This is a genomic window from Candidatus Micrarchaeia archaeon (genome assembly GCA_041653315.1).
Classification (GTDB): Archaea; Micrarchaeota; Micrarchaeia; order Anstonellales; family JAHKLY01; genus JAHKLY01.
The window spans coordinates 48,758-75,407 of sequence record JBAZFO010000002.1 but is presented as its reverse complement, the minus strand read 5'-3'; the positions used below and the strand labels follow the sequence as shown (position 1 = coordinate 75,407).

Below are 26,650 nucleotides of genomic sequence, written 5' to 3'. Positions count from 1 at the left end.
CACCTCCAAAATTTAACAATTAAAATCCTACACTAATAATTAAAAAGCTATGTGTATTTTTTGCGATTATTTGTTTTCAAAATCTTTTCTTTTATCAAAAACATTTTTATCCCTACATAACAACGCAACACGAGAGGGAATGTGTTTATCCACATACATATAATTAGTCAATTCACCAATTTTTTTTGTGAAATTTTCTATTTCATCCATAGTAATCATTTGATTTAATTTTAAATTTCTTTTTGGATTTCTTGCACCACCAACAAAAACAAATGATTTAACCTCTACATAATCTGGCTGTGCTTTTTTTATTAATTTAGAATATTCTTCTTCATTACAAAAATTATAATTTTTAATTAAAGTCATTCTTAAAACAGTTCTTGTCTTACCTTTTATTTTTTTAATAAAATCTAGTGTATTTAAATACTCCTCCCATAATTTTTTGTTATTCGGTCTGCATGTTTCATTATATATTTTTTCATTTGGTGCATCAAAAGAAATATATAATTGATCAGGCAATGAATCTTCTTTTTCTAATTTTTTTAATGCATCTGGAAAAGTTCCATTAGTAACTAAAAAAGTAATCATTCCTCTTTTCTTTGCTAATAAAATTAATTCTGCTAAATATGGATATATGGTTGGTTCACCAGCTAAAGATAAAGTTAATAATTTTGGTTTAGACGCTTCTTCAAATATTTCTTTTTTTGTTTTCTTGTTTCCTTTATAACCCGAAACAAATCTTAATTGTTCTTTTAATAAACCATCTAATATTTTTTCGGGGGGATCCCATTCAAATTTATTTGAAGGAAGTTCATTAAACTTTAATCCTAATTCATCAGCCATTGATCTCCAGCAAAAAATACAAGATTGAGAACAAAACTGCAGAGAACAAGTTGATTGAACACATTGGTGAGATTTTATCCCATAAAATTTATTTTTATAACATGTTCCATTTCCAATTAAAGATTCTCTAAACCATTTACATGTTTTGACCGCAGAATGATTTCCCACTATGTGATACCTTTGTTTTTTTAATAAATCTAATATTTCCATTCAATCTCCTTTAACATATTTAGTTATTTTGCGTTGATTTTTTAAAATGATTTTAATTTGAATAATTTTTTCTGCACACAATCTTTTCATTTCAGATTCAATAATAAAATTAATAATCTCTTTTTTGATCACACTTGGAGCTTCAGAAGATAAAATATTCTTTGAATGTTTTTCCATACATAAGTTTAAGGAATTTATTTTTTCTTGTAAAGCATTCATTATATAAATTAACTCTTCAGTAGATTTTTTACTTAAATCTTTATAATGTGGAAAAAATTTTGTTTTTTCTCTTAAAAATATATTAATTCTTTTACTATTTTTAAAATAAGGAAATAAAGTTAAAATATCTTTTTTATCCATATATAAATATCTTAGATAAGCTTAATAAAGATTATTGCAAACTTCTTCTTTTTTCTTTTGGATATATTTCTAAAACCTTATATTTACCATTAGTGTGTCCACCACCTACAGTATATTCCAAAATGGTAACCAAACCAATAGAAATCCAATCTTCATCAACAAGTTCTATTGGTGTATCAAGAGGATAAACTCTATGATCTTTTTTGAAAAATTCATATATTCTATTCTCTGCTAAAGTACTCTCATCTAACCCCTGTTGTTTAGTCAATTTTAATATCCAATTAAATTCTGTTTTAAATCCCATATTTTAATTATGATAAGTAGATTTAAAAAAATAGTGGGAGGTAGATTTGAACTACCGACCTCCGGGTTTCTCTAAAATTTATCTTTATTGCTGTAAATAAAGACAAACATATGAGCCCGGCGGGCACTCCAGGCTGCCCCATCCCACTTTATAATTTTCTTTTTTCTTTATATGAAAGAGGTGTGCTACATACAGGACATCTAAATTTAAGATCTACTGCATCTTCAAATGGAATTTCTTCATCTAAACTACAGTGAGAACAAAAATATAATTCCTGATTTGATTCTTGTGTTTGTTTTTCTTCATTCATTTTTTGTTCTAATAATTCTGCAATTTTGTTTTGGTGAAAAGTCCATACATAAGAATACCACCCAGTTTCAGAATCTTTACTTCTACAATAAGTTACAATACCTTTATTATGTAATTTATTTAAAGTTGATCTTATCTCGCTTACTTTAACTTTAATTTTTCTAGATAAATCATCATCACTCATTTCATATGTAAATTCTTGTACTAATGCTAAAGCATGTTCACCAGCTAAATCTATTAAATTTTGTCTAATAACTGGGTCTTTAAGCAATTGTCTTCTAACTTCTTTTATTTTTTCTTCTTTCTTTTTACTTGGTTTTTGTCGTTTTGGTAATCTTGTTTGTGCTAATTGTTTTCTTTGTTCAGAAGACATTTTACTAATTGGAACTTCAATAACTTCTTCTTTATTATTAGTTATAATGCTTTGTTTTTTCTTTGTTAAATTAGGTTTTTTAAGTTTTAATATTTTTTTACTTAACTTTTTATTTTTAATATCTTTTTTGTTTTTATCTTTTGAAGATTTAATTTTTTTAGTAGATTTTTTTAATAAATTTTTATTAATCTTGTTTGACTTTTTAATTTTAGTCTTAACCTTTTTAGTAATATTAATTTTGGTTTTGCTTTTTTTGACTTTATTACTTTTGGTGGTTAATTTTTTCTTCATCGGTCCTTTCATAATAAAACCTCTGTTTGTTTGTAAAATAATTGGCTCTTTATTAGTTTAAAAAGCTTTTGTTTAGATTAAAAACTCTTTTCCTGCTTTACATGGCTTTATTTTTAATTTTGCATTGTTAAAATTTAAATCAAATTCTTTTGAATTAGAATATTTATCTAAAAAAATTGCTAAAGCTGCAACTTCTGAATGCGGCTGATTTGTTATACTGATATTATACGTTGCTTGTTTATAAATTTCTGATGGTACTTTCTCTCCACCAACCACAATTAATAAATTTTTGTTTTTTTGCAATTCATAAATTTTATCCTGAATTAATTCACCATACATAGTTAAATGAACTATACAAAACTCCTGTTTTATATGCTCTTTAATAACATCACTCCATTTTTTTTTATACTCGATCTCAAATTCTCCTCCCCAATTTTCATTAACTTTTTTTATTGAATTTAAAATACTAGGATCATATTCTCCAGATAAAATTATTTTATTTGCACCAAACGCTCGTGCAACTAAACAAATATGTGTAGTTATTCGTTTATCTCTTACAATTCTATGACCAAGGCGAAGTATATTAATAACCATTATTTCATTATTTGCAGCAAGGTTTTTATAATGCTTTATATAGAAATTTTAATATGGGCTCGTAACTCAGCTTGGTAGAGTGGCTGGCTCTTAACCAGTAAGCCAAGGGTTCAAGAAATTTTTTCTTTCTTGTAAGAAATAAAAACTTTCATTAAAAAGAAAGAACCAAGAAAAAAGAAAAATTTGAATAAATCCCTTCGGGCCCGTTTTTTACTTATTTATTTAAATACAAACCTTTAAAAACACAGAAAATTATTAAATATAACATAAATATAACATAAACATAACATAAACATAACATAAATAATGTAAATATAATATAAATTTAAAGGTGATTAAATGGATAATACACAAATAATAAATATTGGACAAACCGCAATACACATAATTAAATGTGGTGGAAAACAATTGTTTCTTTTGACCAATTTAATACCAATAGATTACCAAAAATAATTGGAGAATTAGATTTTAGAATGGGGATGGGAGAAATTCAAAAAGTTTCTAAAGAAAAATTAGAAGGAAAAATTCAAATACCTGTTGGATTAGATATTTTAGTTATAACTCCATACGACACAAGAGAAAAATTTGAGAATTTAGATCCATTTGAAAATTAAAGTTTTGAAATAAAGATCTCTTTTTTATTTTTACCCTTTTTAATATTATTATGGAATTAATACTAGTACCAACAGCGCATGTTTCAAAAAAAAGCATTGAACTTGTTAAAAAAACAATAAATGAAGAAAAGCCAGACCTAATTGCAGTAGAATTAGATAAACAAAGAGCAATGTCTTTATTATCAGGAAAAAAACCAGACCTCCTTACTTTATTAAAAAATCCGGGTTTTTTATTTATGTATTCTGCACAGCAGATAATTGGATTTATTTTAAAATCAACACCTGGAGAAGAGATGAAAACTGCACTTTTAGAAGCAGGAAAAAATAATATTCCTATTTTATTATCTGATTTACCTATTCAATATACTATGCAAAATTTAAAGAAAATACCATTTAGAGAAAAATTAAAACTTATAACACCTATGAAAATCAAAGGAATAGATTCAATAGAAAAATTAACAAACCCAAAGGAACTAAGGCCTTTATTAATACAAATAAAAGAGAGATATCCAAACACATATAAATATTTAATTGAGGATAGAAATAACTTTATTTTTAATAAAATAATAAATTCAAAACAAACTAAAATTGTTGGAGTCTATGGAGCAGGACATATTCCTGGACTAGAAGATTTAATAAAAGAATATAATTTAATTAATTTAGAAAATAAAATTCAGTTAAAAGTGATTGGATGAAAAACAAACCAAATATAAAAAATATTTTTATGCACATAAAACCTGTTAAAATGCTAATTTTACTTAAAGAAGAGGAAGAAACTTGGTTTTTATCAAAAATCGCTAGGCAAAGTAATTCTACTTATGTGTACACAAAACAAATAATGGATATTCTTAAAAAAGAAAATATTATAGAAATAAAAGAAGAAGGAAGAATTAAAAAATTGAATATCACACCAAAAGGTATGGAAATCGCTAATTTATTAGAAGAACTACTTAAAAAATGTGAATCAAAAGAAATTATACTGCCCTTAGAGTAACTATCTTTTTTGCTGCATTTTCAATATGCTCATAATCTCTAAAATGAGAATATACTAAGAGCCCAATTGGATAATCATTTGCAGATGTATTTGAATTTCCTTGTACTTTAAAGACAACTGTTCTTTCTTCACCTGGATTTAATTCCCCTAACTTTTTTTGTTCTGTTTTGCTTAAGCCCGGAGAACCAAAACCTAACTTATCAGGACATTTACCTACAACAGAAATTAAATTTTTCTTTGAATCATTATTTTTAACAATGACAATCAAATCAACTGTTTCATTTTTATGTGCATTTAATCTGTATGGCCTGAATTGTGTATTTATAGTTAAGGGCTTAGATCCATCACTTTCATTTTTACCTATGTTTTTTATTAAATCAAAAATTCCCATACTTTAATTTAATAGCGTTAAATATAAAAAGGATATTGTAATGATAGTAAGTATGTGTATAATTACCTTTGAAGGCAACAAAGCAGTAATGGATTGTGTAAGGTGCTCTTTAGGCTTGGGTTCCTCAACTTGTTTAAATAGCCACCTAAAAGCAATTGCTGGGCTTGAAAAAAGACCAAAAACCCATAGATATGAGGAGGAAGTGTTAGTTGAATTAAATGAAAAACAAACAAATATACTAAATGAATACATTTCATTAATAAGAGAGATAGAAAAAATAATAATTAAACAAGATATTTATGGAATTAAAGAGGATGATAATTTTTATTATAGAAAAGAAATAATTAGAAAATTTTATGAAGAAATGTTTATGGATCCTTTAATTTCTTTAAGAACATTAGAAGAATATAAAGAAGAATATCCTAAAAGACAAATGTTTATAAAAGACCATCAAAAATTTATGAATTGGAAAGACGAAATGAGTATGAATATAAAAAAAACAAAACTATATATCTTATGTAAAGAAAAAGAAGGTTTACAAAATGCATTTATGTCTTTAACAAATCTTAATACTTTTGAATATTTATCTACTTCTAATATGCCAATACCTGAAAATGCTAAAAAAATAGATTCTTATGACTTAGATTTTGGTATTAAAGTTGAAATTTATGATATTTTAGGCAAAGAAGAAAAATTATATGTTCAATCTAATTTAAGAATAGAAAAATTAGATAAAACACTCAAAAAAATATTAAATAAAAAAATAACAAGTAGATTAAAAGAATTTGCAATTGAAGGGGATTTAAGAACAATACATGAAGAGAAATTAAGAGAATTTAGAATTGAATTCATGGATGAAAGCATGATAGAAGGAAAAACAATAACAAATGAAGAAGCAACAGCAATGGGAAGAGAAACTGCAAACTGGTTAATTGGTTTGGGAGGACCAATTGAAAACATAAGTTTAGATAAGGAAATTACTGATATTTATATAGACAGCCAGAATTCTCCAATTTATATTGAACACCAAAAATATGGAGTATGCCATACCTTATGGAGATACAACGAAGAAATGCTTGAAAAAGCTTTTTTAAATGTTATATTTGAATCTGGACACTCTAGAAAATTTGATAAAAATAATCCAGTAATAGATGTAGTACTCCCTAGATTAAATATGAGATGCCATTTACAAAGACCGCCAGCAACATTTGGTGATTTACAAGCAGCTCTCAGATTAATGAGAAATCAACCATTTACTTATCCATTATATTTAGATTATAAATCTTTAACTCCTTTTTTTGCTGGTTATGATGATTTTATGGTATCAGTGGGGTCATCAGAAGCAGTAATGGGATTAAAAGCATCGGGTAAAACTTCTTTTATAAGTGCAAAAATATCTGCAATTGGAACAAAAAGGAGAATATTACCAATTCAAGATATTGAAGAAATACCAGTAGCTGCATATAGAAAAAGAGGATTTCATATAGGTGCAATAAGAGTTCAATCTTCTGAAAAAGAAGAAATGTCAAAAACAGAATTAGATTTAGTTACTATGGCAAATGTATCTTTAAGAATGGGGGATGCATGTGTAATTATTAATGAAATAAGATCTAGATTAGCTATTCAAGGAGTTATTAATTTATTAAATACTCAACCAGGGGTTTTCTTATTATACAATCTACACGCTGAATCATTACAAGATGTACAAGATAGATTAGAATTAGTGTTTGGTATGCCTTCTGCTTCTATGTTTTCAACAGATAGATATACAATATTAAAAAAAGCAAGATTTGGAAGACAAAGTAGGATTTATAGGATAATTGGAGAGCAATATGAGGTTGATCCAATAAAACATAAATTTATTGAAGTATTTTCATTTAATAAAGAAGATTCAATTGAAGAATGCAAATTAAAATGTAATTTTATAGGTAATCCAGAAGCAAGTGCTTGGGATTTAAAAGATTTAGATTTGATTAAATTAGAAAAAAATTTAAAAATTATTTTTGTGCCCCCCACACTAGCAAGAAGGAGTGAAGAAAGTGGATTAAGTATAGAACAATGCATTATGCAGGCCTTTTTCAAAGGAAAAATGTATTTTGATATATACAATATGAGTAAAAAATATAATGACCCTCAGTTATTAGAAATTGATTTTGTATTAAAAATAAATGCTCTTGCTAATAATTTATTAAAAAATAATGAAAATAAAAAAGGTGAAGTTGATTATAGCAAATTAGTTCCATTATGGGAAAAAGAGTTTGATAGATTAATAAAAGAAGATATAAATTCAAGAAAAATTGAATAAAAATTTTATATAAAAACAATTAAAAACAGAAAAAAACAAAAATAATATATGAAAAACAAACATAAATTAATTAAAATGGCAGCTTTATCAACAGCATTATTTTTAACGCCTTTAGTTTCAACTGCGTATTCTCTAAAAACAGAGTTTGGGATAATAAATAACCAAGAACAAACACAAGATTTTAACCAAATTAATAAAACCATAATAAAAAATTTAAAAAAATCAGCAAAAAAAGGCAAAAATATTAATACTATAAAAATTGAAAAAATAGAAAATATAGATTCATTTTTATTTTGCTTAAAAAATAAATTAGATTCAGAAGGTTTTGGGGTTTTATATTATACGGCATATAAACCATCTGAAATATGTAAATTTATAATAAAAACAGAAAATGGGATATATAAACTAAAAATATTCCTTAATGATAAAAACACAGATTTATCTTATTTTGAAATTAAGTTAATTTCTTTATAATCTAATATCAACCTTTTTAAATTAATAAATCATTAAATACATAATGTCTGTTCAAGATAAAATAAAAGAAATAGAAGAAGAGATGTTTAGAACACAAAAGAACAAAGCTACTGAACATCATTTAGGTTTATTAAAAGCAAAACTTGCTAAATTAAGAAAGGATTCAACTTCTTCAAAATCAGGTATTAAAGGAGGATTTGAAGTTAAAAAAACTGGAGATTCAACAGTAGTTTTTATTGGATTACCATCAACAGGTAAATCCACTTTATTAAATGCATTAACTGGTTCTAAATCAGAAACTGCTTCATATGAATTTACAACCTTAACATGTATTCCTGGCGTTTTAAAATATAATGGAGCAGATATTCAATTACTAGACCTCCCAGGTATTATTGAAGGTGCTTCAAAAGGTTCTGGAAGAGGGAGAGAAATATTAACAGTAGCAAGAAATGCTGATTTAATTTTATTAATAACTGATGTATATAAACCAAATAGAGATATTTTAATAAAAGAATTAGAAAACATTGGAATAAGAGTTGATCAAAAACCCCCAGATATCACAATTAAAAGAAAGGAAAGGGGAGGAATAGAGATTAATAAAACCGTAAAATTAACTAAAATAAGTGAAGAAATGATAAAATCCATTTTAGGAGAATATAGTATACATAATGCGCACGTAGTAATAAGAACTAACATTGATGTAGATCAATTTATTGATGTTGTTGTTGGGAATAGAAAATATATTCCTTCTTTAACTATATTAAATAAAGTTGATTTAGTAAATAAAGATTATTTTAAACAAATAACACATAAATTCATTCCTATTTCTGCACAAGAAATTGAAGGTATTGAAGAATTAAAAAAACAAATATATGAAAAGCTGGATTTAATTAGAGTATTTACAAAACCAAGAAGAGAAAAAGCTGATTTAGGAGAGCCTATGATGCTAAAAAGAGATTCAACAGTTGAAAAATTTTGTGAATATTTACATAAAGAATTATTAGAAGACTTTAGATATGCACTTATTTGGGGTCCAAGCGCAAAACACCCAGGTCAGCAAGTCGGATTAAAACACAAATTAAAAGATAAAGATATAATTTCAATAATAACCAAGACTGGAAATATATAAAAAAAATTAAAAAATATAAAAAATTAAAAAAGTGTTTAATATATTATTATTCTACAGTTAAAAAGCTCCACCAAGGATGTTCTGTTTTTATTAATTCTCCGTTTTCTGCATTTATCTGTGCTTTAACTTGCATTTTTGTTTTGAATAATCCTAATACTTTAACTTCTTTTTGTGCTTGCATTTCATAAACTGCTTTTGTTTGCTCTTGATTTCCAACTTCTTTTAGTTCTATTTGACAATCATTCTCTTCAGAACATCTATTAATATTTAAAGCGCGTATAGCATTTTCTGATGCAGTATCTGGCATTATTTTGATTTCTGATTCTTCACCATTACTTAATTTAACTTTTAATTTAATTTGTTGTTGTATTTGCTCTTGTTGTTGTGTTTGTTCTTGCATTTGTACAGGTTCATTTATTATTTCAAGGTTTGTATTTGCTGAAATATTATTTACTTGAATTTGCAATATATTATTAATTTCTTTTTGTACTTTTAATTTTTTACCAGATTCTGTTTCATACTCTCCAGCGCTTATTATATTTTCTTGATTTTGTATTTGTTCTGTTTTTATTTGTATTTCTTCTCCTTTGTTTTGTATCTGAACTTCTGAGTTTGTTTGTATTTTTTGTTGTGCAGATAAATAATTAATATTAATTAAAAAACAAATTAATAAAAGTCCAATAAAAATTTTACTTTTCATCATTTTATCACCCAAAATATTATTTATATTAAAATTTAAAGTGAATGTTTAAATATATGCTCCTTCTAAATACTATCAATGGACTTAACAAAATTTAATGATTTAACTGCTTTAAGCGGTTCACCATATTGTTGTGTCTGTTATCTACTTAAAGGCCCAGAAGGAAATTTACTTATTGATACTGGCGATGGAAGTATTTATTTTGGATTTAAACCAACAATAACTATATTGACTCACAATCATTATGACCACACACAAGGAATTGAAAAAAAATGGGATAATGTTTTTTTACATAAACATGATTTTGAAAAAACTGAGTTTTCGTATGTACCAGAAAAATTAAAAGAAATAGAATTTGAAAATATAAAATGGGGAAAATGGGATTTAGATATTATACACACACCAGGACATACAAAAGGCAGTATTTGTTTATATGATAAAAATAGAAAAGTCTTATTTTCTGGAGATACGTTATTTAAAAATGGAAAATCAAGAACAGATCTTGGTGGTAATGAAGAACTTTTAAAAAATTCATTAAAAAAATTAGAAAAATTAGAAATAGAACATTTATTCCCTGGCCATAATTATTAATTACTTTTAATTTATTAATAAATTTTAATAATATTCTTTTTTATGTAGTAGTTCTCCGCATTCTTTACAATATTTTGTGTTTTCTTCGTTCTTTACTCCACATTTTGGGCACCTAATATAAATTTTTTCTTCTATTTCTTTAACAAATTTTGTTTTTTCTATTTTTTCTTGTTTTTCAGTTATATTATAAGAAGTTACTATCCCATATACAAAATCAAGTACTCCAAACAAAATTAAAATTATTGAAATAATACCCAACCAATTTACTGTTTCTGAACAAGGTTCAAAAATTTTTAATGTTTGACAAATAGAATATGCATTAAAAAAACCACTTGGCGTTGTAGATAAATAAATAATTATTCCTAATATAAGTATAAAAATTCCTCCAATAATATGTTGTTTTTTCATGATATTTCCCTCCTAAAATATTTTTTTTGTTTGTCTTAACCATAAAACATTATTTTTGTAAAACGTACGTATGTCTGATATATTATACATCAACATCAATGGCCGTTCTAAACTTAAACCCCAAGCTAAAACAGGATATTTATTACATAAAGGTAAAGATACTTCTGGCCTAAAAATTCCTGCCCCCCCTAATTCTATCCATTCCTTTCTGTCTTCAAAATATGCTTCAACTTCAACACTGGGTTCAGTATATGGAAAATAGCCTGGTACAAATCTTATTTTTTCAAAACCTAATTTCTTGTAAAATTCTTTTAATAATCCTAATAATTGTGTGAAAGTTGCGTTTTCAGAAATCACAATACCTTCAACTTGATAAAATTCAGCCAAATGTTTGTAATCAATAGTTTCATTTCTATAATTTCTACCAATACAGAAAAACGCTTTGGGTTTTGTATCAGTTCCCTTTGTATATAAATATTTAGAACTTATAGAAGTAGTATGTGTTCTCAAAACAGACTTTTCTGCTTTTTTAATATCCCACATATATTTCCATCCTTTTTCATGTTCTTGTTTAATCTTTTTAATTAATTCTTTATCTTCTGGTAAAGGAACAATATTTTCTTCTAAATAAAAAGTATCTGCTAATTCTCTTGCTGGGTGATCTTGTGGCTGAAATAATGCATCAAAATTCCAAAAACTAGATTGAATTATATCTCCTTCCATTTCTTCAAAACCCATTTCTATAAATATTCCTTTTATTTTTTCCATAAATAAAGCTAAAATATGTCTTTTACCTGGATAAATCTCTTCAGAATCAATAGTAACATCATAGGGCAAAATATACTTTTTCTTCCATTCTCCAGATAAAATATTCTGTTGAGTTAAATTCTTTATTTCTTCTTGTTCTTTGGGAAGGTCTTTAATTGCTTTCTTTCCTTTTTCTGTTAAAATAGCAGAAATTTCCTTGTTTGTTTTTTCTATTATTAAATTTCTTTTTAACAAATGGTTTTTACTAAATTCATCTAATTTTTTGTTTTCCAATATATACTCACAAGTTTTTACTATTGATTTTTTATTTAATGCTTCTAATCCTTCTGATGTGGGGGTAATTACCCCATCTTTTATAATTATCCAATTATTTTTAATCCCCCAAGCGAGACCTATTCTTTTTTCTTCATTAGTTAATTCGTCCATTCTTTTTTTGTTTATTGCTTTTTGAATAACATTTAATTCTGGAAATCCGTTTTTTAAATAATTTTCTGCTTCCTCAGTTAGTTTTATCTCTATAGTACTTTCTTCTTTTATTTCAATTAAGTTATTTTCTGCTAACCAATAAAGGGCCCTTGTTATTTTATCTCTATTTAAATTGGTTACACTACTAATTTGATCAAGAGTATTAACAAGTTCTAAAGATTTTAATATCTGTCTTTCATAGTTTTGAAGTATCATATTATACATCTCTTTTATTTATTTTATGTAGATATATTAATGAAATTATGCCTGCAATAATAAGAAAACCATACGCAAGTCCTTCTGGGCCTTTAAAACTTTTATTAATATTCTCTTGAATAGAATTAAAAAAATCAATAATTTCTGATTCTAGTGTTCTTTCTATTTCAAATTCAAAGGTTAATTTTGGTAATATGGGTTTTGTCCATGAAATAGCAGAAGTATAAAATGGAGGGTGGCTTTCTCTTAATGTATCTGTTAATGGATATAAATTAGTTACTATTGCTCCTTCTGGAATTAAAAAATTTAATTTAGTGTTTTGGGGTAAAATTAAATCTCCGTTTTGATTTAAATTTAAAAATGCGTTTTTGTTTAAAATATATCTTGTTGTTCTTGGTTTGATATTCTCTAAAATAAATAACCCTCTATTATTCAAAGAACCATCTGCGTTTATATTTTTAGATTCTAAAATATCATAAGTAATTGAAATTCTAGTATATCCATCTTCATAAATTTTTTGAACTGGTTCTGGTAAAATAACAAAATTATCTACATCAACATACTGCCCCCCAATATGATAAACTAAATCTGGTAATTGTAATTTATAAATCCAGCTTTGAATATTATTTCTATCTAAAGTAGTTAAACTATCTTCATATAAATCAATTGATTCTTTCCCTTGAATATAAATAGAAAATTCTTCTGTTACAGAAGCACTGCCATCTTCTTGAACATAAACTCTAATATCAATAGAATTTATTGTAAAAGAGGCAAAACTAACTAATATCAAGCACAAAAGCGAAAAAACAACATATTTAAAACTTATCATCATAAAGAATTTACATAAAAATAATTTAAAAAGGTTCACATTTGGAGGTGTAGCTATGATTAAAGGCGGAAAAATAAATTCAGTAGAAGCTAAGAGAGAAAAACCAGATGCAATTAAAGGATTAAGTATAAATATTGCATTAGACAACGTAAAAGCAGATGGAAAAGAAATTACAATTTCATACACATATAACGCAAAATATGAAGATGAAGTAGGTTTCTTAAAAATTGGTGGTGAAATATTTTTAGAAGAAGATGTTAAAAAAGCAAAAGATATTGTTAAATCTTGGCAAGATAAAAAAACACTACCAGAAGAATTTGCTGAATTAGTTTTAAACAGTATTAATTATACTTGTGGAACTAATGGAACATTAGTTGTAAGAACAGTTAATTTATCCCCCCCTATGATTCCACCAAGAATTAGTTTGGCTAAAGGGGCAGGAACAGCAAAAGCTTAATCTTTTTTTTCTTTTTTTATTAAACAAAAGACTTAAATATTTAAAGTTCATATTATATTGTGCGAAATAGGATAAAAGTGGATGAATTTAATACTGTAGATATTAAAGTTAGTGAAACTCAAAAACCTCCTTTTGGATTAAAAATGGAAACATTTAATTTAGATTTTTTTGTATTCCACATAGATGAAATAATATTACAGATTTCAAAAAAAGGAGATAATACACTTGGGGGAAAGGAATATATAAAAAGTTTAGATAAAAAAAGAATGTTTGATACGTTAAGAAGAGAACAAAATGAAATTTCTGAAAAAGAAGGAAGAATAATTATAGATAAAGAACAAATAAATTTAAATATTGATTTTTTAGATTTTGAAGTATATAAAAATATTATTGGAAAATTAAGGGAAGGCGTATCATACTTTCCAATACTAATTGATCCTTTATTATATTATCCAACTATTTGTAAAAAAAGAACAAAATATACCCAACCAAATAATACAGAATTAACAAAAGAAAAATTAAAAATAATATATACTAGATTAGAACACATTTGGAATAATTTAAAGTATTTTGGAGGTAAAGGCCTTGTTTTTGATAAAAAAGATATTATTATATGTCAAAAAGATAATCCAACTGAAATAGATGTTTTTGTGATTGATTTTTTAAATTTCAAGTACTAACCCATCTTTTGAACATATTGTGTTTTTAAATACTTTTTTTGCTTCTTTTTCTAATTCCTGTGGGTTTTTATGTCTTTGACTTATATGAAATAATAATAATTTTTTGACATTAGCTTTTTTTGCTATTTCTGCTGCTTGCTTAGCTGTTGAATGAAAATTTTCTTTTGCTTCTTTTTCTAAAGAAGAAAGATATGTTGCTTCATGTATTAATAAATCTGCATCTTTACTATATTTTATGGCTGTGTCAATGGGAAGGGTGTCTGCAACAAAAACAATCTTTTTTCCTTCTTTTGTATATGAGATATCAGATAATTTTATTACTTTATTATCAATTTTTAATTTACCTTTATTTTGTATTTCTGTAAATTGCTGTCCTTTTAAACCAACTTTTTTTGCTTTTTCTTCATAAAATTTGATTTTGCTTTTTTCTTTAAATAAATAACCTAAACATAAAGGGATATTATGTTTTAATTTAAATGCAGAAATAAAATATTTTTTATTTTCAAAAATTTCTTTATTCTCATTTAGTTCAATTATTTCTGCGGATTTATATTTTCCGAAAATCTGTTGAATTCCTTGGGGTCCAAAAATTTTTATTGGTGTTTCTCGATTTATTAAATTTGCAGTTTCTAAAATACCAAAAACCCCCAAATAATGATCTAAATGCAGGTGAGAAATAAAAATTTTACTGACTTTTGAATAATTTAAATTATACTTCATCATCTGTCTTTGTGTTCCTTCACCACAATCAAACAATAAAATTTCGCTTTCATAAATTAAAGCTATGCTTGGTAAATTCCTTTGTTTCGTTGGAATTGCTCCTGAGGAACCTAAAACAACTATTTTCATAAAATCAACTTAAAATTTCTAATATTTTTTTAGAAATTATATTAGATTCAGAATATATTTCATTAATATTCGAAGCAGTATTTAAAAATAAAACTAAAATAATGTCTTTTGAAATTTCAATAAAAAATATGTTTTTATTTTCTGCTTTTATTAGTAAATATGATAATTGTCCTGTTTTTAATTCTTCACTTGTTTGTTCAAAAGTATTATATATAGTTGCTAAAGATACTGCTATATTTTTATTGATATAATCAACTTTAGATAAAAAAGCTAAAAATAATCCATCTTTTCTGATAACTAAACTAGCAAAAATGTTTGGATTATTATTTAAATCATTCAATACTTCTTCTAATTTTTCTGTTAATTCCATAATTAAATTATAAAAAAAAGATATATAAATACTCTTATAAAACTATTAATCCTTTTTCAGTTAGTTGTATCTTAATTTTTTCTGTTAATGAATCTTTATCTAAAAATAATTGTTTGTTTTCTTTTTTTAAATAAATTATTTCATCTGATAAATGTTTTAAGGTTGTGATTGTTTTTTCATCATGCATCCCCTCATCTAAAAGAAAAAGGGAGGTTGCCCCCATAGTCTTAAATTTTGCCCCAATTACTTGTAAAAACTTAAATAAAGTGTCTTTTTCAACATATAATAAAAAAGAAGATAAAGAACTTATACAAACACGTATTGGTTTATTTGGTTTTGATAAAGAAGAAACTACTTCTGATAAAGCAATTGAAAGATCATTTAATGCATTTGGTCCCTGAATAAATATGTCCTTTCTATTAATATCTATTGTTTTACCCACAGTCCAGGAATAACAATCAATAAATTTTAATAAATTTATATTTTCGTTTGATTTAAAATTCCAATTATATTTTTCTGCTATTTTTTCTATTTCTAAAGGTAGGTAATTAGTGGTAATAAATATTCCTGGCTCTCCATTTTTTAATCCTTCGTTAATAAATTGTAATCCAAATACAATTTTTTCTTCTCCTGGCGGGCTTATTATTAAATTATTAGACCTAATATTTAATCCACCTTCTAAAAAAATATCTAATTTTTTATTTCCTAAACTTAATTTTTTAATATCTGGAGAAATCGTGTATATTCCAACTTTGGGTCCCATGGGCGGTAATTCAAAAACCATAATAAAATAAAAAAGGATAAAAATAAAAATGTGGCTTATCCACAAGAGCCGGAAGAAGTTGATGTTGTTCCTCCACCAAAACCTGTTGAGGAAGGAGAAGTGGATAAAGATTGATTACACACTTCTGGGGGGTTTTCTAATAAATTACATATTCCTTGTTTGATTCCTTCTGGTGATCTTGGCCAACTAAATTGTTTTCCATTAAAAACAAACGTTGGTGAACCTTTAACATCATATAAATCATTCTCTTCTTTATTGATTAAATATAATGGATAATATCCATTTAACCATGTAGATTTATCTTCATATAAAATATACGTTTCATATTCTGTATTTAAATTATTTATACATTTTTCTAAATCATACAATGTAAGATTTATTTCATTTAAACATGATTCAGATTCTCCAGAAACAGTGAAACAATCTAAATAATCCCAAAAAACAAGTGGGTGTTCTTCTTGTAAACAATATTGTAAATTATTTTCGTCAATCTCTTTTGTACCATGCATTATATAATCTACAAATTTAATGGATAAATTTAATTCATCCCCAAATAATTCTTTAACTGGAAGAACTGCTTTTTGTGCTTGTAAACCATATGGACAATATGACATGATAAAAAGTTCTAAATTTAAATCAGTATATTTTGATCCAACATATATTTTTTCGCCGGGTAAATAAAGTACTAAATCATTATTCTTTGTTTTTTCAAAATAACCCATTAAAATAAATTGTTCTAATAAAAATTTTTGTTCTTCATCTAAATTAGCTGTGTCTGCTTGTTTTATTAATAAGAAAGGTGCTTCTGTTATTTCATTTAATTCATAAATTTGTTTTGCTTCTTCAGTATTATAATTAAGAATATTATCTGTTTGAAGTGGAAGTCCCATTATTTTAAAGAAAGAAACTGTTTCTTCATAATTTATTTCTTGTGAGTTATTTGCAACAATTATGGTTGGTGTTTCTTTTATTTGTTCTAAATTATCACAACCAGATATTGAATTATTAATTAAACAAATTGAATTAGCAAACGCAGAAGTAACTGGTGTAAAAACAAGTTCTTGTGTTCTATTGTTTATAGATAAAACAAAGGGGGAAGAAGTAATTTTTGCTTTATTAAGTAATTGCATATTTTCATTATATTTTAAATAACCAATTCCTTCTACACATATCTGTTCTGAATTTGAGGAAATATTTTCAGTATATTTTTTAATATCAATACATTTTTTTTCTATTTGTAAACCTGGAAGTTTTTCTTTTAAATTAACAGATAATTCTTCATAAATACTTAAATTCCAAGTTGGATCATAAAATATATATAAAATTGGATTGTTTTCGGTTATATTTTGGGTTTCTGTATTATTTTCTGTGCATCCGAAAAACAAGAAAGTCGAGAAAATAAATAAAGAAATTAATAATATTTTTTTCATTATAAATCACCTTAAAATTAATTTTATTTACATAATTATAATTATATATTATATTTAAAAGGTTATGTTATTGTGTAGGAATTGTGATTATTTTATTATATTGGGGTTGTGGGGGTGGGAGTGTACTGACCCCATAATTCTCATAATAAATAATAAAAATAATTATAAATATTATGTAACCATAGTTACATATGTTTATTTATTTTTATGATATAATAACAGAACCAGAAAATTATAATAAAATTAAAAGAAGATTTTATTATTATTTCAAAAAATCAGCAATTTCACATTGTAAATATTTAACTAAATCAACATTATTAATACCAGACGAATTAGAACACCAAGCAGATTTCTTTTTTAATAATTTTATTAGATATTTAAAAATTTATAAAATAAAAACAGAAGAGATAATAGAATTATAAAAATATAAAATTAAAGACAAAAAAACAAAAAATTAAGAATAGTGGAAGTGTGGGGTGGGTGGGATTTATTCTCCACCAACCTTACTTACAATCACAACATCTTCTACAGATCTTACACTTTTATAAAGAATGCTTTTTTCTTTGAGAATTCTCATAGCTTCTTCTTTTGAAACTAAAAAATTTAAGGGTTCCATTGTTAATCTAACAACTTCTCCTTTTTCCAAGTCTATTATTATATCTTGGACTCTTCCTAAAAAGCTTCCTCCGTCTGTATAAATGTCCATTCCATATATATTAGATATTTTTGACGCCATTTTCTCACCTTTGTTTTGATTTAAATCATTATTTATTAAAAAAGAAAACCTTTTATATATAACTGCTTAAAATTCAAAATATGGATATTTTAGAACTTTTAGCTCAAAGAGCTCCAGAAATTAATCAAGAAATGGAAAAAATAATACCTAGAAACGAAAAACCAGAAGAAGTTTATTCTTTAATATGGGAATTTTTAGATCTTGGAGGCAAACGATTTAGACCATTAATGACTTTATTATGCTGTAGGGCAGTTGGTAGTGATTATAAAAATATACAGAAAGCAGCAGCAGCTTTTGAATTATTTCACAATTTCACTTTAATACACGATGATATTGAAGATGATTCTCTTAAAAGAAGAGGAAAACCTTGTTTACATATTAAATATGGAATACCTCTTGCAATTAATGCAGGAGATGGTTTATTTGATTATGTTTGGAAAGCAATCGAAGACGCAAAAATCCCAGAAAATAAATTGCAAAAAACAATAAATATATATAATAAAGCATTTAAGGGGGTTTTGGATGGTCAAGGATATGAAATTGGTTGGTTCACAAATAATATTTGGAATTTAACAGAAGAAGATTATTTAATGATGGTTAAAGGAAAAACAGGTGCATTAATTGCAGGTGCTTGTGAATTGGGTGCTTTTTTAGGTAATGGAACAGAAAAAGAAATTAAAACTTTAAAAGATTTTGGCTTAGCTGTAGGAATTGCATTTCAAATACAAGATGACATTTTAGATATTGTGGGTGATAACACAAAATTCCAAAAAGTATTAAGAGGAGATATAACAGAAGGTAAAAGAACACTAATAGTTATTCATACTTTAGAAAAATGCAATTCAGAAGAAAGAAATTTTTTAACAAAAACCTTAGATGCTCACACAAAAGATGAAGAGAAAATAAATAAAGTTGTTAAATTATTTGAAAAATATAATTCAATAAATTATGCTAAACAATTTGCAAAAAAAATAGTTTTAAAAGAAAAAGAAAAATTAAAAAAAGAAGTTAAGGATTCGGATGCTAAATATAAATTAATTGCGTTGGGTGAATTTTTTATTAATAGAGAGTTTTAACTTGCATCTCCTGGGCCTTCTGGAATTTCTGGTACTAAGGAATCATGAATATAAATTATTTCAACTGAATCTTGTTTTTCATTACCTGCTTCGTCTGTACAATATAAATAAATAGTTATTTCTTCTTCTCCAAAAGCAATTCCTGAATTTGTAGTTAATTTTATTGATTTTTGGTGTGTTTGATCAACTGAAAAAGCCCCCAAATCTTTTTTATTTCCTCCTGCTTTATATTGACATTCAAGTAATTCAGATATATTATCTTCAACATAAAATTCTAAATCAATATTTATTTCATCAAATGATTCTCCTTCATATGGGTTTTCTATTTCGATATTTGGTTCTTCTGAATCTGCAACAATAGAGATAATATCACTTGTTTCAGTACCTAAATTTCCAGCACAATCAACAAGTTTAATATAATAAGAATATTCTTGCTCATTTTTTGTATTTTCATCAATCCAATAATTTGTTTCTTCTGTTTTAACTAAGGAAAAATCTCTATCTATTAATGTTCCTTTTCTATATATATTAAATTCTATATTTTCTTCGTTTAAACCAAGACCAAACCAACTTAATTTTATTTTTCCATTTTCTTCTTGTTCTCCGAATAATCTAATTTCTCCTTCTGGAGGGGTAATATCATAAATAATTGAAGTTGAAACTATTTGAGATTCACCATAATCATTTTTACATTGATAAAATATTTCATGTGTTCCTTCATTTATTTCAGAACCACCAGAGATATCCCAATTTTTTGAATTTCTATAATTTTCCCATTTTGTCCAATTAATTTCACCCTCATTTTTAAATCTACATAAATTTGCATACTCTGCAGATAAATATAATTTATTTTCAAAAGTATTTGTACATTCTTTTCCTCCATTTATTTTAATATTTAAATTTTTTGGAACGTCTTTATATGTGGTTGTGTCCCCACCATTACTAGATTTTTTATATTCTATAATATCCCAGTTAATTCCCAAACTTTTATTATTAATATCAAAACACTCAACATAAACCGTTCTTGTTCCTTCTTCATTTATTAATGTCCAATCAATTATATTATTAAAAAATTCTAAATCTGACCAAGTTCTTAATTCGTTTCTAAATCTACATTTTTCAATATTATTGACAGTAGAAGATAAATACAATTTAACATCTCTTGAATTTGTTTGTGATGAATTTTGATTAATTAAAATATTTATATATTTTGATTTATATTCTTCTTCAGTTACAAAAAATTCTTTTTCAATTATGTTTTCATTACCTGCTTCGTCTTTGCATATTAAATTTAATGTATAATTTCCAACATCTTGTTTAGCTATTGAAAACGAAAAATTAATTGGTGAAATATTATATATTTGACTTTTTTTATCAATTTCTTGAGAATTTAGCAGAACAAAACATTCAATTAAATTTTGATAATTGTCTGAAACCTGTATTTCAAAATTTATTTCATCTTCAATATTAAAGTAAGTTTCCAAATAAGTATTGAAATTAATTTCTGGTTTTGTTTTATCTAACCAAATTGATGCATTAACAATCGGGCCTAAATTTTGATTTTTATCTTGACATTGATAATACACTCTTCTTAATCCTTCTTCATTTATTAATTCCCATTCTTTAACTAAAGTATATAAACTAAAATCAGACCAATCTAGATTTTCGTTTTTATATCTACACATATCACTATCTAAAGATTCAACATATAATTTTATTCTATTATTGTTTGTGTATTTCTCTCCTTGGTTAATTTGTATTTTTGTTTTTGTTGGGGGGAGAGTATCATAATAATATGAATTTTGTAAAAAACCAGTATCTTCAATACCAACTTGATTTACTGCTTTTATTAAATAAAAATAAGTGCCATCTTCTATTAGTGAAGAATCAATATATTCTGTTGTATTTATGGGTTCTAAATTTAATTTTTCTCCTATTGCTCCAACTTGTTTGCTTCTATATATATTATAACCAAGAAGATCTGGAGAAATAGATTTTAACCAAGTTATTTTTATGGTATTTGATATTTGTATTATATTTATATTTTTTGGTGCTTCTGGTGCAGAGGAAGGCCTTATTATACCTGCAAAATAAAGTGCTGAAATTATTAAGATTGCTCCAATAAAAACAATAGCTAATAACCAATAGTGACTTCCTTCTTCTTCAAACATATTAAAGATTAGACAACAATCCTTTTTATATTTTTCCTTTTTGAATATATTTGGGATTTAAATGCCAGAGATAAGGCAAAAAGAAAAGAAGAGCAATAAAAAAGAAGAATTTTCTGAATCTTTAGAGGAATCCACACAGATTTTTGATAAACATTTTTTTGAAGAAATAACATATTTAGAACCTTTAAAAGAAAACGAAAAAATATTAAATAAATTAAGACAAAATTCTTCAGAAAAAACAATAACTTCAAAAATAAAACATAAAATTCTAATGGTTATTTTGCATATCTTATCTATAATTAGGGGGAGTCCGTCAAAGAATTTATCTCCAAAAGCAAGAGCAGTTTTAAAACAGCTTAAAGATTTAGCTATTTTGTATGAATTGGGATGTGTAGATGACGAGGAATATATTTTTTATAAAATGGAATTAGGTAATAAATATTTTGAAATAATCGATTTTGCTAAAAAAGTAGATTTTAATCAAGAAAACGAAGATTTTTATGTTTCTAAAATAAAAGATATGATATATAAATTGGAAAAATAATATGTGATTAAATGAATTATATTAATCATCTAATTGTTGGATTTTGTTTATGTTTAATTATTGCTTATTTTTTATTTCCTGAATATATAAAAAATATAAACCAATTAATTATTTTTTTAATTATTGGAACCGTTAGTGCTTTAATTCCAGATTTAGATCATCCAAAAAGTAAAGGAACAAATTTATTGAATGGTGCTATTTTTATTTTATTAATTCTGTTTTCTTTTAATCTTTTTTTAAAGGATTTTTCATTATCTTCTATAATTAGTTTTGTATTTTTTTCTGCTGTTTTTTGTTTTGCTTGGTTAGGTTTAAGTGCGTTTATAAGGCCAAAACACAGAGGTATTACGCATACTTTTTTTGCAATTGGAGTTTACGCAGTTATCTTATATTTTGTATTTGATTTTATATTTTTATTAGCTGGTTTAGTTGGTTATTTTTCCCATCTCCTAGCAGATAGATGTTTCAAACTTATTTAATTCATATAAAATTCGGCAAGGAAACCAACACCTTTAGGTGTTGGAGGATTAACATTTTCTTTTGAAAATGTTAAGTTTTGACATTAAAAATGTCAAAGGAATTGCCGAATTTGATATATTTACAACAATGTTCAAAACTAAAGGTTTTGGACATATGTTGAGCATAGCTCAACACGAATGAACTATACCTTTGCCTTTAGGCAAAGGAAGTTCTTCGTTGTAAATCATTATTTTTTAAAAATTCTAGTTTTCCCATTTTCATCTTGTACTTCATAACCCATTTTAATTAATTGATCACGTATTTTATCTGAAGTAGTCCAATCTTTTTCTGTACGTGCTTTATCTCTTTGATTTACTAATATTTCAATTTCATTAGAAAGTTCAGGTAATTTAAATTCCATTATTCCCAAAACAGAATCTATTTCTTTTAAGAAATCCAAAACCTTTGTGAAATCCTGTTTTTTCATTGAATTAATTTTTGAATTAATTTTATTCATAAATCCAAAAACAAATGGGAGTGCCTGTGATATTTGTAGATCATTATCCATTGCTTCTTCAAAACCTTTCTTTGCTTCATCAATAAAAATATTAATTTCCCTAGTTTCTCCTTCCTCAACTTCTTTTTCTTTTAGCATACTTCTTTGAATGAAAAGATCAATATTTTGTACTGTTTCTTTTGCACTTTTCAGCGAGTCAAACGTGAAGTTAAGCTGTTCTCGGTAATGTGTTGAAAGCAGGAGCCACCTTATTGCTCTTGGATCATATCCTTTATCAAACAGGTCACGAAGTGTATAAAAATTACCTGCTGATTTACTCATTTTTTTTCCTTCAACAATCAAATGTTCAGAGTGCATCCAATAATTAACAAATTTTTCATCATTTGCTGCCTCGCTTTGTGCAATCTCGTTTTCATGGTGAGGAAACATATTATCAACTCCCCCACAATGAATATCAAAATGATTGCCGAGGTACTTTGAGCTCATGGCAGAGCATTCAATGTGCCAGCCCGGTCTTCCTTTTCCAAGTTCTGTTTCCCAATAAACATTTCCATCTTTTTCATCCCATGCCTTCCAAAGTGCAAAATCTGCGACTTGCTCTTTTTCATATTCGTCTTGGTTAACACGTGCCCCTGCTTTGAGTTCGTTTATATTTATGTGTGCTAATTTTCCATATTCCTTAAATTTTTCAACTGAAAAATACCAGCATTTGTCTTCTCCTTGATATGCATATCCTTTTTCAATAAGTTTTTTTATTATTTCTACCATTTCTGGAATGGTTTCTGTTGCACATGGATAATAATCTGCAAGTAGAATGTTAAGTGTTTTAATATCTTTAAAAAAAGCCTCAGTATATTTAGTTGTGAATTCTTCAAGTGAAATGCCTTCTTTTTGTGAATCTCTTATTGTTTTATCATCAACATCTGTAATGTTCATAATATGAAGTATTTCATACCCTTTGTAAATTAACCATCTTTTTAACAAATCTTCAAAAATATAAGTTCTCATGTTTCCAATATGCGCAAAATTATAAACTGTTGGGCCGCATGTGTAAATTCCAACCTTTTTTTCATTAATTGGTTTGAATTCTTCAATTTTTCTTGTTAAGGTATTATATATTTTAAACATTAAAAATCACAAATATCTCTTATTAGTTTATCTATTTAAATATTTGTATAGTAAATAAATATATGGTAACAAAAGAACAAGTAATTGAAAAATTAAAAACAGTTTTTGATCCACACATTCCAATTAGTGTTTATGATTTAGGTTTGATTTTAGATATTAAAATTCAAAATGAATTTAATGTATATATTAAAATGACTTTTACAACACATGCCTGTCCAATGAAACAACTTATTGCTCAAAAAATTGAAGAGAATATAAAAGAAATTAAAGGAGTTAAAGAAGTTGTAATAGATATATCATATGATGTAAAATGGACACCAAATATGATAAATTCAGAATTCAGGAAAAATATGGAAGTTTAACAGTAATTTCTATTTAATTCTCTCACTCTTTGTCTTAACTTATTTATTTGTTCTTGATTATCCCCCAAAAGTTTTGAATGAGTATAAGGGGTTAAAAATAAGATACTAAGATCTTGGACCATATCTGTGTATTCTTCTTTCCAATGATTTCCTGAGCCTTTTTTTTCTAATATATTTATTTGTTTTTCAATTAAATTTTTTATTAATTCACAGGACCTTATGTTTATATTTAAGTTTTCTGCTTCAATAACACAAGTTTCTATTGTTTTTATATCATATTTTCCTGGGCCCTTTGATATTTCTGAAATAAATTTTTTTACCAATTCTTCACTTTTTACTAACTCTTCTTTATTTGGTTGATCCTTTGGTTTTTCTTCTAATACCTTCTCTTTTTCTTCTTTTAATTGCTCTTTTATTTCATATTTTATATTTTTTTCTATTGTTTTTTTATTTATTTCTTTTTTTTCTATTGGTTTTGTTATTATTTCCTCACAAACAATCTTTTCTGGTTTAGTTGTTTCAATGATTTCTGTATTATCAAATTCATATGGAGATTTAATATTATTTAATATCCATAATGCATCATTTTCAGATTTAACTTTAAGTTTTGGTAAATTCTTTGTTTTTATTTTATTTTTTGTTATTAAATTTTTTAATGATTCAAATAAGTTCATTATGTTATTTAAACAGAAACATTATTTAAACATTTAAGTTTAAATTAGGTTATGAAATATGAGAAAGCTTTAGATATTCAGCAAATTGCAGAACAGTTATTAGATAATCTTCCTTTTGGGCATATTAATGAGTCAAGAATAATTTGTATGCGTTCTTATGGTTCTCAAGCTAATGCTTATGCGCGTATTTGGAATTTTCCTACTATATGGCAGGAAGCACTTGAAGTTAAGCCATTTTATGTTATTGAAGTATTATCTGAGCATTTTGATAAATTATCTGATGAAGAAAAGGAAAAAGTTATTTTACATGAAATTTTACATATCCCTCTTACTTTCTCAGGCGCTTTAAGAAATCATAAATATAATGGCGGGCGCGTAGATGATAGGACGGTTAATAAAATATACAAAGAATATCAAAAGCGCATAAAAGAAAGAATCCAGTTTTTAGATTAATTTATTTTTTATTTCTTGGACGCGCCTTAATCCTTCATATTTTTCCCCATTTATAATTATTGTTGGGTATTCTGATATTTCAAATTCTTTTTTAAGCGCCCTTATAACTGCGCTTTCATTGTAATCTCCATCATATGTGTATGTGCGCACGTTTGTTTGATTATTTATATTAACCTGTTTTTTTAATTTGTCAAGTTCAAAACCTTGTTCTTTACACAAAGAACAATTTGTATTTGAATAAAAGTACAAAATAATTGATTGATTTATATCACAAGCGCCTATCATTTTTTGTGAAATCAGATAATCTCTTGTTTCTAATTCAAAATAATTCATTTTTAATTCTCTATCTTCAATTCCTTGATGTTGCTCCATATATTCTAAATTTGCCCCAAAATTTGAGGTTTCAGTATCAAAGTTATTTACATATTCTGAATATAATTCACAAGACATAGAGGAGTTATCTAATAAAAATAATAATTCATAAGAATTCATTTTAAGATTTAAAGTTTCCATCTCTTTGCTAAAATCAATTAGAAATAATTCATTTAATTTTACACCAATATAAACACCGATTAAGAATAAAAGTAATGTAATTACAAAAACAGAAGCATATACATTCCAACTGAATTTTCTCCCCATTTTATTACCCCCTTATCTAGTTTCCCAAGATTTTTCTGCAAAAGTTAATTCTTTATAAAAAGCAATTAACCAAGAAAATACCATAATATATCCATAAGCAAATATAAATAATATGATGCCTATTAAATCCCAGCCAACCCTAGTCCCTTCTTC

At 25.7% G+C, this 26,650-nt stretch carries 34 protein-coding genes and 2 tRNA genes; 16 read left to right on the top strand and 20 right to left on the bottom strand.

From position 1 onward, the window contains the following. Nucleotides 1–66: 66 nt before the first annotated feature. The 6 genes from twy1 to WC356_00905 all read right to left on the bottom strand — a co-directional run bounded on the left by twy1 (nucleotide 67) and on the right by WC356_00905 (nucleotide 3,284). Complete coding sequence (gene twy1, locus WC356_00930) at nucleotides 67–1,053, bottom strand: 4-demethylwyosine synthase TYW1 (GenBank protein ID MFA5381701.1); 987 nt, start codon at nucleotides 1,051–1,053, stop codon at nucleotides 67–69. Further along, nucleotides 1,054–1,413 carry a hypothetical protein gene (locus WC356_00925; protein MFA5381700.1) on the bottom strand — a complete coding sequence of 120 codons (360 nt, stop codon included), beginning with the start codon at nucleotides 1,411–1,413 and terminating at the stop codon, nucleotides 1,054–1,056. Between the two features lie 31 nt (nucleotides 1,414–1,444). After that, nucleotides 1,445–1,717, bottom strand: coding sequence for a DUF2584 family protein (locus WC356_00920; GenBank protein ID MFA5381699.1), 273 nt, complete (start codon nucleotides 1,715–1,717; stop codon nucleotides 1,445–1,447). A 31-nt stretch (nucleotides 1,718–1,748) separates the two neighbouring features. Further along, nucleotides 1,749–1,865: transfer RNA gene (locus WC356_00915), tRNA-Met, on the bottom strand. Then, nucleotides 1,866–2,702 carry a hypothetical protein gene (locus WC356_00910; GenBank protein ID MFA5381698.1) on the bottom strand — a complete coding sequence of 279 codons (837 nt, stop codon included), beginning with the start codon at nucleotides 2,700–2,702 and terminating at the stop codon, nucleotides 1,866–1,868. A gap of 60 nt (nucleotides 2,703–2,762) precedes the next feature. Further along, nucleotides 2,763–3,284, bottom strand: a complete 522-nt coding sequence (locus WC356_00905; GenBank protein ID MFA5381697.1) for a tRNA (cytidine(56)-2'-O)-methyltransferase — start codon at nucleotides 3,282–3,284, stop codon at nucleotides 2,763–2,765. Between the two features lie 55 nt (nucleotides 3,285–3,339). On the opposite strand from WC356_00905, the gene WC356_00900 reads away from it, so the two are divergent. The 4 genes from WC356_00900 (at nucleotide 3,340) to WC356_00885 (ending at nucleotide 4,892) form a co-directional block, all read left to right on the top strand. Continuing rightward, nucleotides 3,340–3,490 (top strand) — tRNA-Lys (locus WC356_00900). A gap of 186 nt (nucleotides 3,491–3,676) precedes the next feature. After that, entirely contained in the window at nucleotides 3,677–3,898 is a 222-nt protein-coding gene (locus tag WC356_00895; protein ID MFA5381696.1) for a hypothetical protein, read from the top strand. 50 nt (nucleotides 3,899–3,948) lie between these two features. Further along, the gene (locus WC356_00890; GenBank protein ID MFA5381695.1) at nucleotides 3,949–4,593 is read left to right on the top strand and encodes a TraB/GumN family protein; all 645 of its coding nucleotides are present in this window, start codon (nucleotides 3,949–3,951) and stop codon (nucleotides 4,591–4,593) included. Continuing rightward, nucleotides 4,590–4,892: a hypothetical protein gene (locus tag WC356_00885; GenBank protein MFA5381694.1), complete on the top strand. Its 303-nt coding sequence runs from the start codon at nucleotides 4,590–4,592 to the stop codon at nucleotides 4,890–4,892. Before WC356_00890 ends, WC356_00885 begins: the two co-directional genes overlap by 4 nt. Here the strand turns inward: WC356_00885 and WC356_00880 are convergent. Next, a complete protein-coding gene (locus WC356_00880) occupies nucleotides 4,873–5,283 on the bottom strand; it encodes a hypothetical protein (protein ID MFA5381693.1) in 411 nt (136 codons plus the stop codon). The two genes, WC356_00885 and WC356_00880, sit on opposite strands and share 20 nt — an antisense overlap. A 52-nt stretch (nucleotides 5,284–5,335) precedes the next feature. On the opposite strand from WC356_00880, the gene WC356_00875 reads away from it, so the two are divergent. The 3 genes from WC356_00875 to WC356_00865 are packed head-to-tail and all read left to right on the top strand — an operon-like array spanning nucleotide 5,336 to nucleotide 9,191. Further along, nucleotides 5,336–7,588, top strand: coding sequence for an ATPase, T2SS/T4P/T4SS family (locus WC356_00875; protein MFA5381692.1), 2,253 nt, complete (start codon nucleotides 5,336–5,338; stop codon nucleotides 7,586–7,588). 48 nt (nucleotides 7,589–7,636) lie between these two features. Next, on the top strand, nucleotides 7,637–8,062 hold the full coding sequence (locus tag WC356_00870; protein ID MFA5381691.1) for a hypothetical protein: 426 nt from the start codon (nucleotides 7,637–7,639) through the stop codon (nucleotides 8,060–8,062). A gap of 43 nt (nucleotides 8,063–8,105) precedes the next feature. Continuing rightward, nucleotides 8,106–9,191 carry a GTP-binding protein gene (locus WC356_00865; GenBank protein ID MFA5381690.1) on the top strand — a complete coding sequence of 362 codons (1,086 nt, stop codon included), beginning with the start codon at nucleotides 8,106–8,108 and terminating at the stop codon, nucleotides 9,189–9,191. Nucleotides 9,192–9,237: 46 nt separating this feature from the next. On the opposite strand, the gene WC356_00860 is transcribed toward WC356_00865, so the two are convergent. Beyond that, the gene (locus WC356_00860) at nucleotides 9,238–9,894 is read right to left on the bottom strand and encodes a hypothetical protein (protein MFA5381689.1); all 657 of its coding nucleotides are present in this window, start codon (nucleotides 9,892–9,894) and stop codon (nucleotides 9,238–9,240) included. A gap of 75 nt (nucleotides 9,895–9,969) precedes the next feature. On the opposite strand from WC356_00860, the gene WC356_00855 reads away from it, so the two are divergent. Next, a complete protein-coding gene (locus WC356_00855) occupies nucleotides 9,970–10,482 on the top strand; it encodes an MBL fold metallo-hydrolase (protein MFA5381688.1) in 513 nt (170 codons plus the stop codon). A gap of 24 nt (nucleotides 10,483–10,506) precedes the next feature. Here WC356_00855 and WC356_00850 read toward each other — a convergent pair whose 3' ends face one another. Genes WC356_00850 through WC356_00840 form a run of 3 tightly spaced genes read right to left on the bottom strand, consistent with a single transcriptional unit; the run spans nucleotide 10,507 to nucleotide 13,171 of the window. Continuing rightward, nucleotides 10,507–10,890, bottom strand: coding sequence for a zinc-ribbon domain-containing protein (locus tag WC356_00850; GenBank protein ID MFA5381687.1), 384 nt, complete (start codon nucleotides 10,888–10,890; stop codon nucleotides 10,507–10,509). Between the two features lie 12 nt (nucleotides 10,891–10,902). Beyond that, on the bottom strand, nucleotides 10,903–12,339 hold the full coding sequence (locus WC356_00845) for a phenylalanine--tRNA ligase subunit alpha (protein MFA5381686.1): 1,437 nt from the start codon (nucleotides 12,337–12,339) through the stop codon (nucleotides 10,903–10,905). A gap of 1 nt (nucleotide 12,340) precedes the next feature. Beyond that, nucleotides 12,341–13,171 (bottom strand): hypothetical protein, encoded by an 831-nt coding sequence (locus WC356_00840; GenBank protein ID MFA5381685.1) that lies wholly within the window; start codon nucleotides 13,169–13,171, stop codon nucleotides 12,341–12,343. A 52-nt stretch (nucleotides 13,172–13,223) separates the two neighbouring features. Between WC356_00840 and WC356_00835 the strand changes: the two genes are divergently transcribed. Both WC356_00835 and WC356_00830 read left to right on the top strand, forming a co-directional pair. Further along, nucleotides 13,224–13,625 carry a hypothetical protein gene (locus WC356_00835; protein ID MFA5381684.1) on the top strand — a complete coding sequence of 134 codons (402 nt, stop codon included), beginning with the start codon at nucleotides 13,224–13,226 and terminating at the stop codon, nucleotides 13,623–13,625. A gap of 59 nt (nucleotides 13,626–13,684) precedes the next feature. Further along, the gene (locus tag WC356_00830; protein ID MFA5381683.1) at nucleotides 13,685–14,305 is read left to right on the top strand and encodes a hypothetical protein; all 621 of its coding nucleotides are present in this window, start codon (nucleotides 13,685–13,687) and stop codon (nucleotides 14,303–14,305) included. On the opposite strand, the gene WC356_00825 is transcribed toward WC356_00830, so the two are convergent. Genes WC356_00825 through WC356_00810 form a run of 4 tightly spaced genes read right to left on the bottom strand, consistent with a single transcriptional unit; the run spans nucleotide 14,288 to nucleotide 17,738 of the window. Then, the gene (locus tag WC356_00825) at nucleotides 14,288–15,154 is read right to left on the bottom strand and encodes a ribonuclease Z (protein ID MFA5381682.1); all 867 of its coding nucleotides are present in this window, start codon (nucleotides 15,152–15,154) and stop codon (nucleotides 14,288–14,290) included. The two genes, WC356_00830 and WC356_00825, sit on opposite strands and share 18 nt — an antisense overlap. A gap of 4 nt (nucleotides 15,155–15,158) precedes the next feature. Further along, nucleotides 15,159–15,524, bottom strand: a complete 366-nt coding sequence (locus WC356_00820; protein ID MFA5381681.1) for a roadblock/LC7 domain-containing protein — start codon at nucleotides 15,522–15,524, stop codon at nucleotides 15,159–15,161. A 34-nt stretch (nucleotides 15,525–15,558) separates the two neighbouring features. After that, nucleotides 15,559–16,308 (bottom strand): RAD55 family ATPase, encoded by a 750-nt coding sequence (locus WC356_00815; protein MFA5381680.1) that lies wholly within the window; start codon nucleotides 16,306–16,308, stop codon nucleotides 15,559–15,561. A 35-nt stretch (nucleotides 16,309–16,343) separates the two neighbouring features. Then, nucleotides 16,344–17,738, bottom strand: a complete 1,395-nt coding sequence (locus tag WC356_00810) for a hypothetical protein (GenBank protein ID MFA5381679.1) — start codon at nucleotides 17,736–17,738, stop codon at nucleotides 16,344–16,346. A 191-nt stretch (nucleotides 17,739–17,929) separates the two neighbouring features. Here WC356_00810 and WC356_00805 point away from each other — a divergent pair, with 191 nt between their 5' ends. Beyond that, on the top strand, nucleotides 17,930–18,160 hold the full coding sequence (locus WC356_00805) for a hypothetical protein (protein MFA5381678.1): 231 nt from the start codon (nucleotides 17,930–17,932) through the stop codon (nucleotides 18,158–18,160). A gap of 65 nt (nucleotides 18,161–18,225) precedes the next feature. On the opposite strand, the gene WC356_00800 is transcribed toward WC356_00805, so the two are convergent. Next, nucleotides 18,226–18,474, bottom strand: a complete 249-nt coding sequence (locus WC356_00800; protein ID MFA5381677.1) for a PRC-barrel domain-containing protein — start codon at nucleotides 18,472–18,474, stop codon at nucleotides 18,226–18,228. 80 nt (nucleotides 18,475–18,554) lie between these two features. Between WC356_00800 and WC356_00795 the strand changes: the two genes are divergently transcribed. Continuing rightward, complete coding sequence (locus WC356_00795) at nucleotides 18,555–19,550, top strand: polyprenyl synthetase family protein (GenBank protein ID MFA5381676.1); 996 nt, start codon at nucleotides 18,555–18,557, stop codon at nucleotides 19,548–19,550. On the opposite strand, the gene WC356_00790 is transcribed toward WC356_00795, so the two are convergent. Continuing rightward, a complete protein-coding gene (locus WC356_00790; GenBank protein MFA5381675.1) occupies nucleotides 19,547–21,721 on the bottom strand; it encodes a fibronectin type III domain-containing protein in 2,175 nt (724 codons plus the stop codon). The genes WC356_00795 and WC356_00790 overlap by 4 nt on opposite strands. Before the next feature lie 61 nt (nucleotides 21,722–21,782). Between WC356_00790 and WC356_00785 the strand changes: the two genes are divergently transcribed. Together WC356_00785 and WC356_00780 are read left to right on the top strand one after the other, a co-directional pair. Next, entirely contained in the window at nucleotides 21,783–22,265 is a 483-nt protein-coding gene (locus tag WC356_00785) for a hypothetical protein (GenBank protein ID MFA5381674.1), read from the top strand. Between the two features lie 11 nt (nucleotides 22,266–22,276). Beyond that, the gene (locus WC356_00780; GenBank protein ID MFA5381673.1) at nucleotides 22,277–22,744 is read left to right on the top strand and encodes a metal-dependent hydrolase; all 468 of its coding nucleotides are present in this window, start codon (nucleotides 22,277–22,279) and stop codon (nucleotides 22,742–22,744) included. Between the two features lie 227 nt (nucleotides 22,745–22,971). Here the strand turns inward: WC356_00780 and cysS are convergent, their stop codons facing one another. After that, nucleotides 22,972–24,369 carry a cysteine--tRNA ligase gene (cysS, locus tag WC356_00775; protein MFA5381672.1) on the bottom strand — a complete coding sequence of 466 codons (1,398 nt, stop codon included), beginning with the start codon at nucleotides 24,367–24,369 and terminating at the stop codon, nucleotides 22,972–22,974. Nucleotides 24,370–24,431: 62 nt separating this feature from the next. On the opposite strand from cysS, the gene WC356_00770 reads away from it, so the two are divergent. Then, nucleotides 24,432–24,731 (top strand): metal-sulfur cluster assembly factor, encoded by a 300-nt coding sequence (locus WC356_00770; protein ID MFA5381671.1) that lies wholly within the window; start codon nucleotides 24,432–24,434, stop codon nucleotides 24,729–24,731. On the opposite strand, the gene WC356_00765 is transcribed toward WC356_00770, so the two are convergent. Next, nucleotides 24,728–25,405: a hypothetical protein gene (locus WC356_00765; GenBank protein MFA5381670.1), complete on the bottom strand. Its 678-nt coding sequence runs from the start codon at nucleotides 25,403–25,405 to the stop codon at nucleotides 24,728–24,730. The two genes, WC356_00770 and WC356_00765, sit on opposite strands and share 4 nt — an antisense overlap. Nucleotides 25,406–25,456: 51 nt before the next feature. On the opposite strand from WC356_00765, the gene WC356_00760 reads away from it, so the two are divergent. Next, nucleotides 25,457–25,858 (top strand): putative metallopeptidase, encoded by a 402-nt coding sequence (locus tag WC356_00760; protein MFA5381669.1) that lies wholly within the window; start codon nucleotides 25,457–25,459, stop codon nucleotides 25,856–25,858. Here WC356_00760 and WC356_00755 read toward each other — a convergent pair. Then, a complete protein-coding gene (locus tag WC356_00755) occupies nucleotides 25,850–26,497 on the bottom strand; it encodes a hypothetical protein (GenBank protein MFA5381668.1) in 648 nt (215 codons plus the stop codon). The two genes, WC356_00760 and WC356_00755, sit on opposite strands and share 9 nt — an antisense overlap. Nucleotides 26,498–26,650: the final 153 nt, after the last annotated feature.